14 protein-coding genes are annotated in these 14,639 nt (G+C 60.4%); 1 reads left to right on the top strand and 13 read right to left on the bottom strand.

All coding sequences use genetic code 11. The features are described 5' to 3' along the window. Positions 1–3: 3 nt before the first annotated feature. The 11 genes from SIAM614_RS00590 to SIAM614_RS00540 form a co-directional block, all read right to left on the bottom strand. Positions 4–1,989: a heme lyase CcmF/NrfE family subunit gene (locus SIAM614_RS00590; RefSeq protein ID WP_006931220.1), complete on the bottom strand. Its 1,986-nt coding sequence runs from the start codon at positions 1,987–1,989 to the stop codon at positions 4–6. A 34-nt stretch (positions 1,990–2,023) separates the two neighbouring features. Continuing rightward, positions 2,024–2,473: a cytochrome c maturation protein CcmE gene (gene ccmE, locus SIAM614_RS00585; RefSeq protein WP_040438655.1), complete on the bottom strand. Its 450-nt coding sequence runs from the start codon at positions 2,471–2,473 to the stop codon at positions 2,024–2,026. Positions 2,474–2,535: 62 nt separating this feature from the next. Beyond that, positions 2,536–3,669 carry a c-type cytochrome biogenesis protein CcmI gene (gene ccmI / locus SIAM614_RS00580; RefSeq protein ID WP_006931217.1) on the bottom strand — a complete coding sequence of 378 codons (1,134 nt, stop codon included), beginning with the start codon at positions 3,667–3,669 and terminating at the stop codon, positions 2,536–2,538. A gap of 157 nt (positions 3,670–3,826) precedes the next feature. Beyond that, complete coding sequence (locus SIAM614_RS00575; RefSeq protein ID WP_006931216.1) at positions 3,827–5,308, bottom strand: hypothetical protein; 1,482 nt, start codon at positions 5,306–5,308, stop codon at positions 3,827–3,829. 152 nt (positions 5,309–5,460) lie between these two features. Next, positions 5,461–5,898, bottom strand: a complete 438-nt coding sequence (locus SIAM614_RS00570; protein ID WP_006931215.1) for an RT0821/Lpp0805 family surface protein — start codon at positions 5,896–5,898, stop codon at positions 5,461–5,463. A 248-nt stretch (positions 5,899–6,146) separates the two neighbouring features. Beyond that, positions 6,147–7,523: an ATP-binding protein gene (locus tag SIAM614_RS00565; protein WP_040438652.1), complete on the bottom strand. Its 1,377-nt coding sequence runs from the start codon at positions 7,521–7,523 to the stop codon at positions 6,147–6,149. A gap of 28 nt (positions 7,524–7,551) precedes the next feature. Then, positions 7,552–8,220 (bottom strand): response regulator, encoded by a 669-nt coding sequence (locus tag SIAM614_RS00560; protein ID WP_040438649.1) that lies wholly within the window; start codon positions 8,218–8,220, stop codon positions 7,552–7,554. Positions 8,221–8,299: 79 nt separating this feature from the next. Then, the gene (locus SIAM614_RS00555) at positions 8,300–8,554 is read right to left on the bottom strand and encodes a PepSY domain-containing protein (RefSeq protein WP_208983863.1); all 255 of its coding nucleotides are present in this window, start codon (positions 8,552–8,554) and stop codon (positions 8,300–8,302) included. Positions 8,555–8,683: 129 nt separating this feature from the next. Then, the gene (locus tag SIAM614_RS00550; protein WP_006931211.1) at positions 8,684–9,979 is read right to left on the bottom strand and encodes a glycosyltransferase; all 1,296 of its coding nucleotides are present in this window, start codon (positions 9,977–9,979) and stop codon (positions 8,684–8,686) included. A 114-nt stretch (positions 9,980–10,093) separates the two neighbouring features. Further along, positions 10,094–10,843 (bottom strand): HAD-IIB family hydrolase, encoded by a 750-nt coding sequence (locus SIAM614_RS00545; RefSeq protein WP_006931210.1) that lies wholly within the window; start codon positions 10,841–10,843, stop codon positions 10,094–10,096. After that, entirely contained in the window at positions 10,840–12,378 is a 1,539-nt protein-coding gene (locus tag SIAM614_RS00540) for a glycoside hydrolase family protein (RefSeq protein WP_006931209.1), read from the bottom strand. Before SIAM614_RS00540 ends, SIAM614_RS00545 begins: the two co-directional genes overlap by 4 nt. A gap of 280 nt (positions 12,379–12,658) precedes the next feature. On the opposite strand from SIAM614_RS00540, the gene SIAM614_RS00535 reads away from it, so the two are divergent. Further along, positions 12,659–13,408, top strand: a complete 750-nt coding sequence (locus SIAM614_RS00535; RefSeq protein ID WP_157139610.1) for a DUF1194 domain-containing protein — start codon at positions 12,659–12,661, stop codon at positions 13,406–13,408. Positions 13,409–13,493: 85 nt separating this feature from the next. Here SIAM614_RS00535 and SIAM614_RS00530 read toward each other — a convergent pair whose 3' ends face one another. Continuing rightward, the gene (locus SIAM614_RS00530; protein WP_040438865.1) at positions 13,494–14,195 is read right to left on the bottom strand and encodes a helix-turn-helix transcriptional regulator; all 702 of its coding nucleotides are present in this window, start codon (positions 14,193–14,195) and stop codon (positions 13,494–13,496) included. Positions 14,196–14,237: 42 nt separating this feature from the next. Further along, positions 14,238–14,612 carry a VOC family protein gene (locus tag SIAM614_RS00525; protein ID WP_040438644.1) on the bottom strand — a complete coding sequence of 125 codons (375 nt, stop codon included), beginning with the start codon at positions 14,610–14,612 and terminating at the stop codon, positions 14,238–14,240. Positions 14,613–14,639 lie beyond the last annotated feature (27 nt).

Genomic DNA, 14,639 nt, shown 5'->3' with positions numbered 1-14,639 from the left:
CGTTTACTCCGCCGCCGCCATGCTCTGCTGACGCTTGCGGGCCGGTTTGGGTGCGCCCACACGCAGCCGCCTGTCGGCAATCGAGAAGACTGCACCGAGCGACATGATCACACAGCCGATCCAGATCAGGGTGATCAGCGGCTTGAAATAGACGCGCACGTCGACAGCGCCATCGCCGCGGCCTTCGCCCAGCGACAGATAGACCTGTGAGAACCCTGTCGTATAGATGCCGGCTTCCGTCGTCGGCATTTGGCGGGCGGTGTAGATACGTTTCGACGGGTCAAGTTCAGCCACCAGGGCCCCGCCCTGCCGGATCGAGAAATGACCGACTTCTTCGGTGTAGTTCGGACCACGGCGCGGCGCCGCGCCTTCGAATGTCATCTGATATCCGGCAAGCTCCACCGTGTCGCCCGGACGCATGGTAAGGACCCGCTCTTCCTGAAACGCGGAGGCGGTGACAATGCCGAGGACAGTCAGGCCGATACCGAAATGGGCGATGGCCGCGCCCCAGGCAGACCCGGGAAGGCCGACAAGACGGGCAAAGCCGCGCTTGAAGCCGATTTCAAAGAATTTGACCCGTGTCACGATTTCCGAAATCGCTCCGGCCATGACCCAGACAGCCAGCCCCACGCCGAGCGGCGCCAGCACCTTGTCCATGCCCCAAGCCCAGTAGGTGACAAGCGTCAGCAACAGCGCCAGACCGAAAGCGGCGTAGAGCCGCTGGCAGGCTGCGCCGAGATCCGCCCGTTTCCAAGACAGGACCGGACCGAATGGAACCGCCAGAAGCAGCGGCACCATCAAGGGTCCGAAGGTCAGGTTGAAGAAAGGCGCACCGACCGAGATCTTCTCGCCCGTAACGGCATCAAGTACCAGCGGATAGAGCGTGCCGACAAAGACCGCCGCGCAGGCAGCCGTGAGGAACAGGTTGTTCAACACCAGGCCGCCTTCCCGGCTGATGGGGGCAAACAGGCCGCCCTGCTTGAGCATCGGGGCGCGCCAGGCGTAAAGGCTCAGCGATCCGCCGATGAAGATGCACAGAAGCCCGAGAATGAAGACCCCACGGGCCGGATCGGTGGCGAAGGCATGAACTGAGGTCAGGACACCGGAGCGCACCAGGAAGGTGCCGAGGAGCGACAGCGAGAAGGTGAAGATCGCCAGCAGCACTGTCCAGACCTTGAGAGCCTCTCGCTTTTCCATGACGATTGCCGAGTGCAGCAGCGCGGTGCCAGCCAGCCAGGGCATGAAGCTGGCGTTTTCGACCGGATCCCAGAACCACCAGCCACCCCAGCCGAGTTCGTAGTAGGCCCAATACGAGCCCATGGCGATGCCAAGGGTGAGAAAGCACCAGGCAAGCAGCGTCCAGGGCCGCACCCAACGTGCCCAGGCAGCATCGATGCGCCCCAGGATCAGCGCCGCGACGGCAAAGGAGAAGGTGATCGAGAAGCCGACATAACCGACGTAAAGCAGGGGCGGATGAATGGCGAGGCCGATGTCCTGCAGGATCGGGTTGAGGTCTGCCCCTTCCAGCGGTGGATTGACAATCCGTGTGAACGGATTGGACGTCGCCAGCAGAAACAGGATGAATCCGGCGGACACCCAGGCCTGCACCGAAAGCGTCACGGCCCTCAGATCGGCCGGCAAATTGCCCCCGAAAACGCCAACCAGTGCGCCGAAGAACACCAGTATCAGCACCCACAGAAGCATGGAGCCTTCATGGTTGCCCCAAACGCCGGTGAACTTGTAGAGCAACGGCTTCGCAGAATGGCTGTTTTCGACGACATTCAGAACAGAAAAGTCGGAATTGAGATAGGCCCCTGTCAACACAATGAAGGAGAGCAGGATCAGGACGAAAAGCATCACCGAAACGGGCGGCGCCACCGCCATCAGGCGGTCATCCTTCTGGAGCGCGCCCCAGATCGGCAAAACGGACTGGACAAGTGTCAGAGCGAAGGCCAGCACGAGTGCGTAATGTCCGAATTCGACAATCATGTCCGTTCCTCTTCCTCACCGGCACTGCGAACAATCAGTTCGACTGGCCTTCCTCGCCTTGCCAGTGTCCCTGCGCCTTCAGCGCTTCGGCCACTTCCTTGGGAATGTAGTTCTCGTCGTGCTTCGCCAGAACGCTGTCCGCAACAAAGACGCCATCCGACCCGACCACACCCTCGGTTACGACGCCCTGCCCTTCCCGGAACAGATCCGGCAGGATGCCCTTGTAGGTGACGGCAACCGTATTGGCAGTATCAGTCACGCGAAAACGAACCTCTGCGTTGTCGGAACGCACCACCGATCCTTCCTCGACCAGGCCACCGAGCCTGATGCGCTGACCGGGCGCCACGCCGTTCTGGGTGATTTCAGTCGGGCTCTGGAAAAACACGATCTCGCTTCTGAGCGCGATCAAAATCAGCATCAGCGCAACAGCCAGCACCGCGCCTGCCGATCCGATAAGGGTCAATCGTCTTTGTTTGCGTGTCATGAACCAAGCGTCCGATTTTCATTTCACCGGCGCAACCGCGCCGGCCGCAGCAGATCCGCCGCTCAACCGTCAGATAGACCAAGCTTGCTTGCAGCGTCCTTGATCATGGACAAGTCCTCGGGCTTGTCCGCATAGGCCGACAACGCCGCTGCCAGAGCCTGTTCCGCATCCTGTTTCTTTCCAAGAACCATATAGGCACGGATGAGCCGGTTCCACTCCTCGGCCGATCCACCTTCCGTGGAAAGACGTTCGGCAAGGCCGGCAACCATGTTCGAGATCATGGCCTGACGGTCTTCGGCCGTCATTTCACCGGCGGCGGCAACCTCTTCCTGCGACGGTCCGCTCAAGGTGTCGCCTGCAGGCGCTTCACCTGTCAACCTGGCCATTTCCTGACGGGCCGCGCCAACCCAGGCAGCGGTTTCGTCAGCTCCTTGAAGAAGAGCCTGCCAGGCGGCAATGGCCTCTTCCTTGCGGCCTTCCTGGCCCAGCGCAAGCGCCAGGAAGAAACGAGGCTTAACCGCTGACGGCTCCAGGGATACGGCCTGCTCGAAAGCGGCGCGGGCTTCGGCTGTGACCAGCCCCTGATTTGCAATCGTGAGGGCTTCCCCCATGTCGGTCAGCCAGGCCTGCCGCGGCCCGAGAATGCGGATCGCATTGGAATAGGCCTTTGCGGAAGCCTGGGGCTGGCCGAGCGACATATACACCGGAGCAATGACCGCCCAGCCCTGTCCGTCTTCCGGATTTTCCGCCAGATGGCGCTCCACGCGGGCGACCAGCAAGTCCACGGATTGTTCTTCAGCCGGAGCATTGAGACGGCTGAGCAGCGGCTGGTCAGGAAGTCCGGGAGAGCCAAGGGCGATATAAAGTCCGAACGCCAGGACCGGCAGAGCCAGCAAAGTCAGACCTTGCGCAAGCTTCAGCCGGCCGGTCCGGACCCCGCCTTGTTTCGCGGCACCCACCCTGTCGTGCGCTGCCAGCAACCGGCGCGCGATTTCCGTTCGCGCGGCCTCGGCAGCTTCCGCATCGATCAGGCCCCGTTCGAGCTCCTTGTCGATAGCGGCAAGCTGCTCTCGGTAAACCGCCTCATCCGCGCGAGCAGGCGCGGCCTCCTGGCCTCGCCGCGAACGCGACAGGGGAATGAGTACGGACAATGTCGCAGCCCCGGTCAACAGGGCAATCAGGATCCAGAACACCATGGCGCACTATAGACAATTCAATGCGGACAAAAGCAAGGTGGCAGAGCTGTGACCGGCGGTCGCGGTGCTGACATATCAGGGCATGAAACCCGTTTCGAACGAACCTTGTCGAAAATGACGAGCCGGCGCGAGGATGGGTGGGCTTAAAGGAGGCCCGTCAGCGGCGGCCGAGAGCGCTGGCAACCAGTTTGCGCTCCGGACTGGGGCCTGGATTGGCGCTGCCGGCATTCACACTGGCCTTTGCATAGGCGGATTGCCGGCTGCGGCGAAGCTGTGAGGCATAATCAGCGCCATAATAGATCTCCGACAGCATGATGGCGACGTCGGCTGCGGCCGTCTGTGCCTCCAGTGCCGGTCCCTTGGCCTTGCCAAGATCGGTGATCAGCGACCGTGTCAGGATTTCAAGCGTCTGTTCGACCGCCTGGCGGGTGCGCTTGCCGATCTCGTTGACCGCGAACGTCTCGGAGGCGTTGCGGACCATCGCGACGACGCGCAGCGTGCGCACGGCATCATCAATCGCGGACTGGTCGATCTGCAGCTTGCCGTCCTTGTCGAATTTCGGCACCTGCAGTGCCCGGCGCACACTGCTATGAGCACTGTTCAATTCGCGGGTGACAACACTGGAAATGCTGCGTTTGGTTTCCGCCAGACGCTTGTGCCACCTGCCTGTGACGGCAAGATCCATGTCGCGTTCAACACCGCGCACCAGCGTGTGGTACTCCGACAGCGCCTGAGAGAAGGCAACCGGATCCGGATTGTTGTTGCGGTGCTCAAGCGCCAAGATCTGCAGACGTTCGGCCTCGCTCATGACCACATCCACGAAAGGCGCGAACTGGGACTGGGCGATCGCCTTGGGATCGCTGTCGCCCGCAAGGCGCCCGGCAAAGGCACACAGGGCCGAAGGCATATCGGAGCGGTCCACAAGGGCAGCAGCGATTACGGGCACATGGTCGGGAAACCGCGCGGAACACTTGTCGACCAGACGCAGAACATCCGTGTCCTGCTTCAGCCTGTTTTCGTTGATGCGGTCCGGTATGTTCTGAAGGAAGGGGACGAGCCAACGCTCCGCGGCGAAAATCTTCTGGATGTCGCGAACTTCCGCGATCCCGCGTTCACCGCCAAGTTCGACGGCCATCCGGCGCTTGTCTTTTTCCGAAATCTCCTCGCGGCGGAGCATATCTCCAATGGCGTCCACGGCACGTGAGCGCAGCGCCTGAACAAGGGCATCCACCCGCTCGCCACTGACGGCGGCATTCCCGGCCTGTTCCAGGACGAGGCGGATATCGGCGGCCATCACATCGCGGCTGAGCCAGTTCCAGACACGATCCAGAACACCGCGCTGAATGCGGCCTTCCTGCCGGGTCGGCAGCATTTCGTTGATCAGAAAATCATCCAGCGGCATGAAGAACATGCGCTGTACCTGGCCGCGCCGCTGCGCACCGCCGGGCATTCCGGGCGTCACCGACTGCGGTTTGCGGATAAGAGCAACGGCTGCTGCAAGAACAAGCTGGATGTGCGGATCGGCCTGCTTTTGAACCTTGGCGCGTTCCAAATTCCGGACCAGAGCCTTAACCGCGTTAGGGCTCAGACTGCTCAGGTAGGTTTTGATTTTGGTTTCAAGCTGGTCCGAATATGCCATTCACAGCGTCAACATCACGATCCTTTTCACCGCAAGTTTAACGGCAGAAGACTTAAGCAAGTGTTGAGAAAAATCTTAGGAAAATTAAAGGCCCCGCCCCTTCGCACCAGCACGCTGGAGCTGCCTTCAACCGGGTCATGGTGCCGGCTGGATCAGCCAATCACCTGCCAGTTGCCTTGGTCGGTTTCGCAGGCCGTGCCACGCGCCTGCAAGGTGCGGCCCTGAAGGACCATTTCGTGAGTGAACTCGCGGCAGCTCGTCTCGTTGACGAAATAGACCGGTCCGGGGCGGACCTGGCCGCTACGTCCGGTGCGCTCGTTCTGCCAGGCAACCGAAACCCCGAGCCCGCGTGCGCGCAACGCACGGTTCTGGGCATCTTCCGCCGCCATGCGATCCGATGGGTCAAGCGCGTTGCCGAACTCGTTGTTGACGAGAACGGAAATAGCGGTGTTCGCCTCAGAGCCTGCCACATTCGCGTTCGGGTCACCGAAAAAGGACCCCCAGGAATTGCTGTCTCTCGATCCGGATGTCATGGAGCAACCTGCCAGAACCAAGGCAAGAGCAAGACACGAGGCACCGCGAAGACGCATTCTTGAAAGCTCCAAGTTCCGAGGATTTCAACCAGGAGCAGCTAAAATCCGAGTGCTGACCATTTTTATAGGCTAACGCAAATCAACTGCGCTAGAAGGCGTGAAACCGGCCGAAACCGGCGGCTGAATCAGTGATATTTTTAATTTGTGGCCGAACTTGGCCACAACCATGTCTTTATTGCCGAGATTTGCATCACATCCTATCACAGTCCCGCAAGAGCGGCTCTACCGATCGTCTGACAAATCCCCTATTCCTTGCTGAGTGCAGGCAGAACAAGGCGTGCCTTCAGCCCTCCGAGCGAGGAACTGTCGAGGGTGAAAGAGCCGCCGTAAAGGGCGGCAAGGTCGGCGACAATCGACAGGCCAAGCCCCGTTCCGGGCACCGTTTCGTCCAGTCGACGTCCACGTTTGACAGCTTCGGCCCGCTGTTCCGGTGTCAATCCGGGCCCGTCGTCCTCGACGGTGATCGTGAACATGTCCCGGTTGGTCGCAGGGTCATTCAGAGCCGCAACCTGAACCTGTACCTTCGACCCTGCCCATTTGCAGGCATTGTCGATCAGGTTGCCGCTCATTTCTTCCAGGTCCTGGCTTTCACCGCGGAAGCGGATTGCGCCCGTCTGCGCGAATCCGACCTCGATCCCCTTGTCCTGATAGATCTTGTTCATGGCGCGGATCAGGCGGGCAAGAACCGGTTCGGTCTCGCAGGAGACCCCGATGACCCGCCGCTGCGCGGCCATGCGAGCCCGCTCCAGGTGGTGCTGGATCTGCGTGGACATGATCGATGCCTGTTCGGACACCTTCTGCGCCAAAGGGCCTCCGGCGGCCCTCGCCTCGTTGGAAATGACAGACAGCGGTGTTTTCAGCCCGTGGGCAAGGTTGCCGACATGGGTGCGCGCGCGTTCGACGATTTCCTTGTTGGACACGATGAGCGCGTTGAGTTCCACGGCAAGCGGTGCGATCTCGCGCGGCAACGCCTCATCGATGCGTTCTGCCTCGCCCTGGCGGACGGCCGACAGCGACGCGCGCAAGTGGGCAAGCGGGCGCAAGCCGAACTTCACCTGAAGGAAGATCGCCAGAATAAGCCCGAGCCAGACAATGCACAGAGTGATGGCGACAAGCCGCCCGAATTCGTAGATATCCGCCCAGAACCCGGCAGTTGCCGCGGCGACGGCAATCACGTAACTCGTGTCGCCTACCGAAATTCTTCGTTGCAACACTCGGATTTCATCACCGGTCGGACCAATGATGAAACCGGCGTTGGCCTCGTCCTGGCCGATGGGCGACGTGTTCAGCGGATCGCCGACGAGGGATTCCGAGGCATAGAGGATCGACGGGCTGTCGGCACGGCGGACTGTCCAGTACCACCCGGACAGCGGCAGGGAGAACCGCGGATCGCCTCGGTAGGCGGGAGCTGCCAATGTCGCGGTTGTCTGGTCCGCATTGGTTGCCAGCATTTCGCCGATCAACGCCTTGATGTGAACTTCGAGCTGCGCATCGAATGCGCGCTCGCTCGCTCTTTCGTAAAGGCTCACCAGAAACACACCGGCAATGGCCAGTGCGATGGTGGACCAGACAGCAGCCACGAACACGAGGCGGGCAGCAAGCGATCGTTGTGGTTTGTTCAACGGTTGGCCGTTCCTGCTGGCCGCGGTCTCAGGAGTCACTCGCCGCTCCCAGGCGGTATCCGAGCCCACGGATGGTTTCGATCATGTCCGAACCGATTTTCTTGCGCAAACGGCCGACGAAGACTTCCACCGTATTGGAATCGCGGTCGAAATCCTGATCGTAGAGATGCTCGGTCAGCTCGGTTCGGGAAATGACCTTGCCCTGGTGGTGCAGTAGGTAGGACAGCAACCGGTATTCATGCGAGGTCAGCTTGACCGCACTGCCGTCCACCGTGACACGGCCGGACCTCAGATCCAGCCGCACCGCGCCGCACGTCAGTTCGTTGGAGGCATGGCCGGCGGCCCTGCGCACGAGCGCACGCACACGGGCAAGCACTTCTTCCATGTGGAAAGGCTTTGCAACGTAGTCGTCCGCGCCGGCGTCGATGCCGGCGACCTTGTCCGACCAGCGGTCGCGCGCGGTCAGGATAAGGACCGGCATGGTCCGTCCGTCGCGGCGCCAGTTTTCCAGCACGGACAGGCCGTCGAGGGACGGCAGACCGAGGTCCAGGACCACGGCATCATACGGCTCCGTATCGCCAAGAAAATGCCCGTCCTCGCCGTCCGTCGCACTGTCGACCACGTAACCGGCCTCTTCCAGGGCGGCCACAAGCTGGCGGTTCAAATCGGTATCGTCTTCGACAACAAGAATGCGCATGAAATTCAACTTTTTGACTGATGGAGTCGGAACCAGATCAACCAACCGAAAACCGGCAGGAAGATGTCGCTTCTAGCAATTACCTGCTGGCATTGACTGTGACAGTTGTCACCTTGCCACCCTTTAGGACCGACAACAGATAGACGTAGCCTCCGCCCTGCTGGCAAAGCTGTGCCTTGACGATTTCCCCGCCTGCTTGCCCTGCAACCGCCCCAAGCGGGGCGGCCTTGCCACTGGCCACGACTTCGCGGGCCTGCGACTGGGACAAACAAGCGGCTTGCGCCGGCGCGATGACGGCGAAGGTCAGGATCAAAAGGGCAAATATCTGTTTCACGAGTCCGATTCCGGTCTGCTCACGAGGTCATGCGCAAGGTGTAATCTATTTCACCTGAACGCAAGCTGAACCGGACGTTCGGTTATCTTCAGCATCCCTTCTCAATCAAGGCATTGTTCCGGTAAGCTGTCAGCCCACCGCAAGCTCGTCGGACTGCAGGTCGTCGTAACGGCCCTTGAAATGCTCGAACACCTGCAAGGTCCGCCGGGCAATACCCGTCCAGCCGAACACGCGGCGGGCGAAGCGAGCGCCTTCCACACAAAGTGTCTCGCGCATCCAGGTGTATTGCATCGGCATGTTCAGCATGGCCGCGAATTCCTCCGGACGCTTGGGATCAGCAACCAGCGCGTGACGGCCGAATTCGATCTGTTCGAACAGGCCGCCGTGAATGGTCACGACCGTCGGCGTGCCGCAGGCCATCGCCTCAACGGCAGTCATGCCGAAGGGCTCATAACGGGATGGCAGCGCAAAAATGCCTGGGCCGCGGTAGAAATCGGCCAGGTCTTCATCCTCGACATAGCCACGCCAACTGATCGCATCGGCCACCCCAAGGGAAGCTGCGATCTCCTTCCATTGCTTGAGCAGAGCCTTGTCGCTGTCGGAGTTCGCACCGGCGGCAAGCACCAGGCGCGCCTCTGGCTGCAGCTTCAGGAGGCTTGGCAAGGCCTGGATAATCAGGTCATAGCCCTTGTTTTCAGCGGCCCGGCCGACAACGTAAATGTCCGTTTCCTTGAAATCGTGTTTCCGGCGCGCCTCCGCGACCACATCCGGCGTTGCAGGCGTGAACCGGCCCTCGTCAATGCCTGGCGGGATCATGGTGATGTGCTCACGCGGCAACTGGTATTGCTCCACGATGAGGTCGGTCTGCTGCTCGGTGGTTGCGATGATGTGATCGCAGTTGCGGTACAGAACGAATTCCTTCTGGATCCGCTCCTTGAACCGGTAACCGGCCATCTCTTCCTCGCCAGCACCCACCATGTCGTGCTGCTTCCACCAGCCGAGCGAATGTGGCGTGTGAATGTGCGGGATCTGCAGTTCCTCGGCAATTTTCTGACCCGCAACGCCTGCGTCCCAGTAATGCGAGTTGATCACGTCATAATTCAGCTTGCGATGGCGGATCATTGCCAACGCATTGGTGACAAAGTCACCATACCAGTCGTGCATGTCTTCCTTGCGGATGAAATCGGATCCGCCGAAGGGTACGCGCACGACGCGCAGGTTTTCGTTGATGATATCCTCGGCCGGCTGGTCTTCGAACTGGCGCGTCATGACATCGACCCTGTAGCCGAGCCGCGCGAAGCGCTTTGCCAGTTCCAGTACGAAGACCACCTGGCCGCCCGTATCAGGTTTGCCCAGTTCCGGTGATCCGGCCACATAACCGTGCAGCGAGATCATCAGAAGTGAACCGATATTGTGCTTGTTCATGTGTCGTTACCTTGTTCGTGTGCTTTGTTCTCCAGCGTCCCAGGCGTTCTTTTGCTCTTTATAGTCATCGGCCCGCCGGCGTTGCGGCAGGCAACGGCCTTTCAAAAGGCCGGATCAGACTGCCGGCTGCGGCAGCAGACCCATCACGGTCAACCCTTCCAGCACGCCGGCAGCGTGGTGGGCGGATGCAAGATAGGTCTTGTCACGCGGCAGGCTCATGAGAAGCTCCTGCCGGGCATTGCCGACCGCGATGGCCTTGCCTGCTGCTTCGAACAGCGCAAGGTCGTTGCCGGAATCTCCAGCGGCGATCGTACGTTCCATCGGAATGCCGAGATGGCTTGCAAGATGGCGCATGGCGGCGTCCTTGCCTGCACCGGGGGCGAGAATGTCCAGGTCGCTGGTTCCTGAATAGATGTGCCTGAACGGGATGCCCTCGCTCCGAAGTTCGGCAAGAATTGCGTCCACGCCGTCTTTTCCCGGAACGGCAAAGCTGGCCTTGCCGCCCGTCTGGAACTTGTCGTCGTGTGCATCATACCCCAATTTCCGGACGATTGCGCGAACCTCGCCGTCAGGCCAGTCGGCAAAACGGCTTTGCCAACTTTCCAGAAACAAACGGCCAAGACGGATTTCGGTTCCCAAACCGGTGATAATTGCGTCCGGTTCGAAGTCATCGGGAAAATATTCGGACAGGGTCTGGTCGACGCTCACGGCCGGGCGGCTGGAGTTCAGGGCCAGTTTCAGATGCGGCCCGGCGGTCTTGAGCTGATGCCAGAGCCGCTCCAGATCTGCCTGATTGCCGGTCAGCGTGTCGTCAATGTCGCTCACCAGAAGCCAGGTGTCGGTCGTGCCCGTCTCTGCGGTCACCGGCTCTCCCCTTCCTGATCGGGCGCCCTGTGCGTGACGGAATAAACCGGTTCGACCGTGTGCTCCGTAACCGGACGGCTCAATGTTTCGACAACAAGGTCCTTCAGGCAGACGGCCGCACTTTCAGTGTAGAAGCCGATACCGCCTTCGACGAAACTGTCATCGACAAGGGACAGCACCACATAACCGTCGATGGAAAACTCGAAGTAGAGGCCGTGCGCCACGACCTCGATCTGCCAGGGGCCATGATCGCTGCCGCGGAAATGCGCTTCCTGAAGCGGTTCGTAGCGGAAAGCATGTTCGAATTCCGGTGTGGGGTTTGCCCCCCACGCCCGCATCTGGGCAATGCCGTTGACGAGGTCCAGCGAGAGATAATAGCCGTCGCCCTCGTCGTTCATCCGCAGCACAAGGCCGGTCTTGCCCAGGCCCTCCAGCATCAACTGCGCCTTCAGACGGAAGTCTTCGTGCTTGCCGGGCAGAATGAAGGCTTCATAACCGCTTGCGCAGGACAGATGCAGCCCGTCCGACCGATCGACGGCCGATGCGTGCGGATTGGAATAGAGGACCTTGCACTGGTAGGACGCCGTCACGATCTGGCGCTGTGTCACCAGGTCGTTGAAGTCGGAATTGGATTTCAGCTTGAGCCGGCCCGCACTGTCGGTCACCAGTTCCTTGGGAGGCGGCAACAGCTTCTTCACGTGCTCGCGCCCGTAGACGTGTTCCGTCTTGGAGAAGAAATTGAACAGCAACAAGCGGTCGTTCGTCCGGCAGATCCGGCCGGCATAATTGCCTGTCGGCAGGATCACATTGTCGAAAAAGTTCTGATAGGGGCCGTTGATCGTTTCGGCATACCAGTAATGGATCTTGGTATCTTCGCGGATCGAGCCCATCAGGTAATAGCGGCCGTCGAGCCGGAAGAGGTTCGGCACCTCGACGTCGTCATAAAGTCCGGGACGGTAGAGCGGTGCCTCGAAGGAGAATTTGTCCGTCCTGGTCTCCCGGGCAAGCCCGACGCAGCCTCGCCGGATGACCGGTCCGTCTTTCACTCTGGCAGAGGACAGCAGCAGGCGTTCGCCGGTTTCCTCGTCCATATAAAAGAACGGATCGCGAAAACTGACCCACTGGCGGCCTTCGTCAACGGAGCTTTCATACAGCGGACCGGGCACCTCCAGCGGGTAGTTGCCGTGGTTGCAGCGCTGCCAGTTGAACAGATCCTTGGACCGCGCCAGTCCGACCCGCTGCACCCGGCCATATTCCGCGCGGGCAAGGCCCGTATAGAACATGCGCCACTCGCCCTTGCGGTCCGGATCGGGCGTCACATGCATCGTCCAGAGCATGTCATCGTCCCATTCCCCCGGCTCCCCGACGAAAAGCGCGTTCTTTACGCGGCGCCATGTCATGCCGTCCGTGCTGACGGCGTGCGCGATGAAATCGTGGTTGGGCAGCACCAGATGGAACAGATGATAGAGGCCGTCGTGATAAACGACATCGACGTCGCCAATGTCCGACCGCAAAAATCCATGGGATGCATACATGCGTTAAACCTGCCCAGATATTTCAGCAATTTCAAGAGACTAAGCCAAGAAATTTGCACTGCAACATAGAGGGTAATGACAATACGCCTCGTCGTACAGGCCTGTCTTGTCACGACGTTGCTGTGAAAGTTCCCCCGCAATCATCTGGCAGAAGCGGCAGGAACGCGGTCTTTCGGGTGACCTGACGGACCCGCCCGATTGCCGGGAAATTGAACGCCGCGCGGATGCATGCTCGTCTTATTGGCATTCCCTTCAAGCCCGGATCCACTAGAATGGCTTCATGATGGGCTGCCGTTCGAACTTGCAGATAGGTCACCACCGCCTTGGAACAGGCGCGCTGCGCAAGACCTTGCGCCACGCCTGCAGCCTGTTTTGCCTCGCGCCTCTTATGCTCACCCCTGCCCCGGCTTTGGCCTGTTCCCTGTCGCTTGTTCTTGCCATGGACGGATCGGCCAGTGTCGATGCCCGCGAACACACCTTGCAGCTGAACGGACTGGCGGATGCGCTGACAGATCCAGAGGTGGTGCAGGCAATAGAGGCCGTTGGCGGGATCTGGGTCACCAGTTTCGAATGGAGCGGCAGATACCAGCAACTGCTCCAGCTCGGATGGAGCCATCTCAACGATGCGCAAAGCGCTGCGAAGGCCGCGGAGATCCTGCGCCGTGCACCGAGAGGCTACACGGAGTTCCCCACAGCCCTCGGTTACGCACTCGGCCATGCATCCACCTTGATGCGGAAAGCGCCTGTCCCTTGCGGGCGAAAGGTGGTTGATGTTGCCGGCGACGGCATCAACAATGACGGCTTCGGCCCCGACAGCGCCTACAGAGCCTTCGACTTCAAGGAAATCACCGTCAACGGCCTTGTGATTTCGGGCGCCGACCAAACACCAGTGCGCTACTACCGAACCCATGTCATCAAGGGTCCCGGCGCTTTTGTCGAGGTTGCGGCCAGCTACGACGACTATGCAGAGGCAATGAAGCGCAAGCTGCTGCGGGAAATCTTCGGCAGCGGCTACGCGTCCCTGCGTTGACGTTTGCTGCCCGGGCGGCGAGCGCCTCGAAATTGAAAGGACTTCACCAATTTCCGATTGAAAAAACGGGCCTTCCGCTTGGTCGTCACCCCGCAGAATTGCCCTGGTTGTCTTGCTCCATGGCCCGGTAGAAATCCTTCAGCGTCTTGCCGGGCTCCGGATCAAACCGGTCTCCCATCTCCCGCATTTCGGAAATCCGGTCCAGCCGGAACATGCGGAAGTCCTGTCGCAATTCGCACCAGGCAACAAGTGTCCACACCTTGCCCCAGAACCAAAGTCCGAGGGGGCGGATCGCCCGGTTGGTCGACGTTCCCTTGCTGTCGTTATAGGCAATGGACAGTCGCTTTCGACCATCGGCAGCCGCTTCCAGAAAATCGATGTGCGCGCGGATCTGCGGCGTCATTTCCGGCGCGAAGGCGTGGATCTCGACCTCATTCTGGCGCACCCGCGTCTTTTCGGGCAGAACCGCATCGATCTTGATCATCGCCTCTTCGGCCGCCCGCGCCATGGCGGCACCGCCCCAGGCGCGGATCAGACGCGCACCGGCCAGTAGAGCAACGATTTCGTCCCGCGTGAACATGAGGGGCGGCAATTCATAGCCATCGCGCATGATGTAGCCGACACCGGCAGCGCCTTCGATCGGCACGCCGGAGGCTTGCAGGTCGGCCACGTCGCGATAGATGGTGCGTTCGGAAACTTCCAGCCATTCGGACAACTGACGCGCCCGGACCAGTCGGCCACCGCGCAGATACTGCACGATCTGGAACAGTCGGTCAGCCCGCCTCATGATGCCGGCTCCCTGCGAAGCCAGCATCCTGTCCGTGGTGCTTCAGCGTGCGAACATGCCGATGGAATTGCCGTCCGGATCAATCCCATAGGCAAAGCGGCCTGCTGGGATCGCCGCCGGATCGGAGATGATCTGTCCGCCTTTGGCGGCAAACCGCTCCATCGTTTCTTCCAGAGTGTCCGGGCAAGCGAGATGGATGGTCGAGCCGGTTCCGCTCTGCGCGGGTTTTCCCGGATAAAGGTGACCAGCAATCCCGCCCTGCTCTTTGGTGGGAAAGATTGCAATCTCATTGGGTCCCATGTCAGCGACACGTCTAAGCTCCGTTTTGAACACGTCATTGTAAAAGCTGACCGCCTTGTCCAGATCGGAGACGGGAATCTCCATCCAGACAGTGAAGTGATCGGGTGTAAAAGTCATGGAAAGTCTCCTCAGTCGCTGTGATGA

The sequence above is a fragment of the Roseibium aggregatum IAM 12614 genome (assembly GCF_000168975.1).
Lineage (GTDB): Bacteria > Pseudomonadota > Alphaproteobacteria > Rhizobiales > Stappiaceae > Roseibium > Roseibium aggregatum.
The sequence above is the reverse complement of the archived record's forward strand: the minus strand, read 5'-3'. Positions and strand labels throughout refer to the sequence as shown.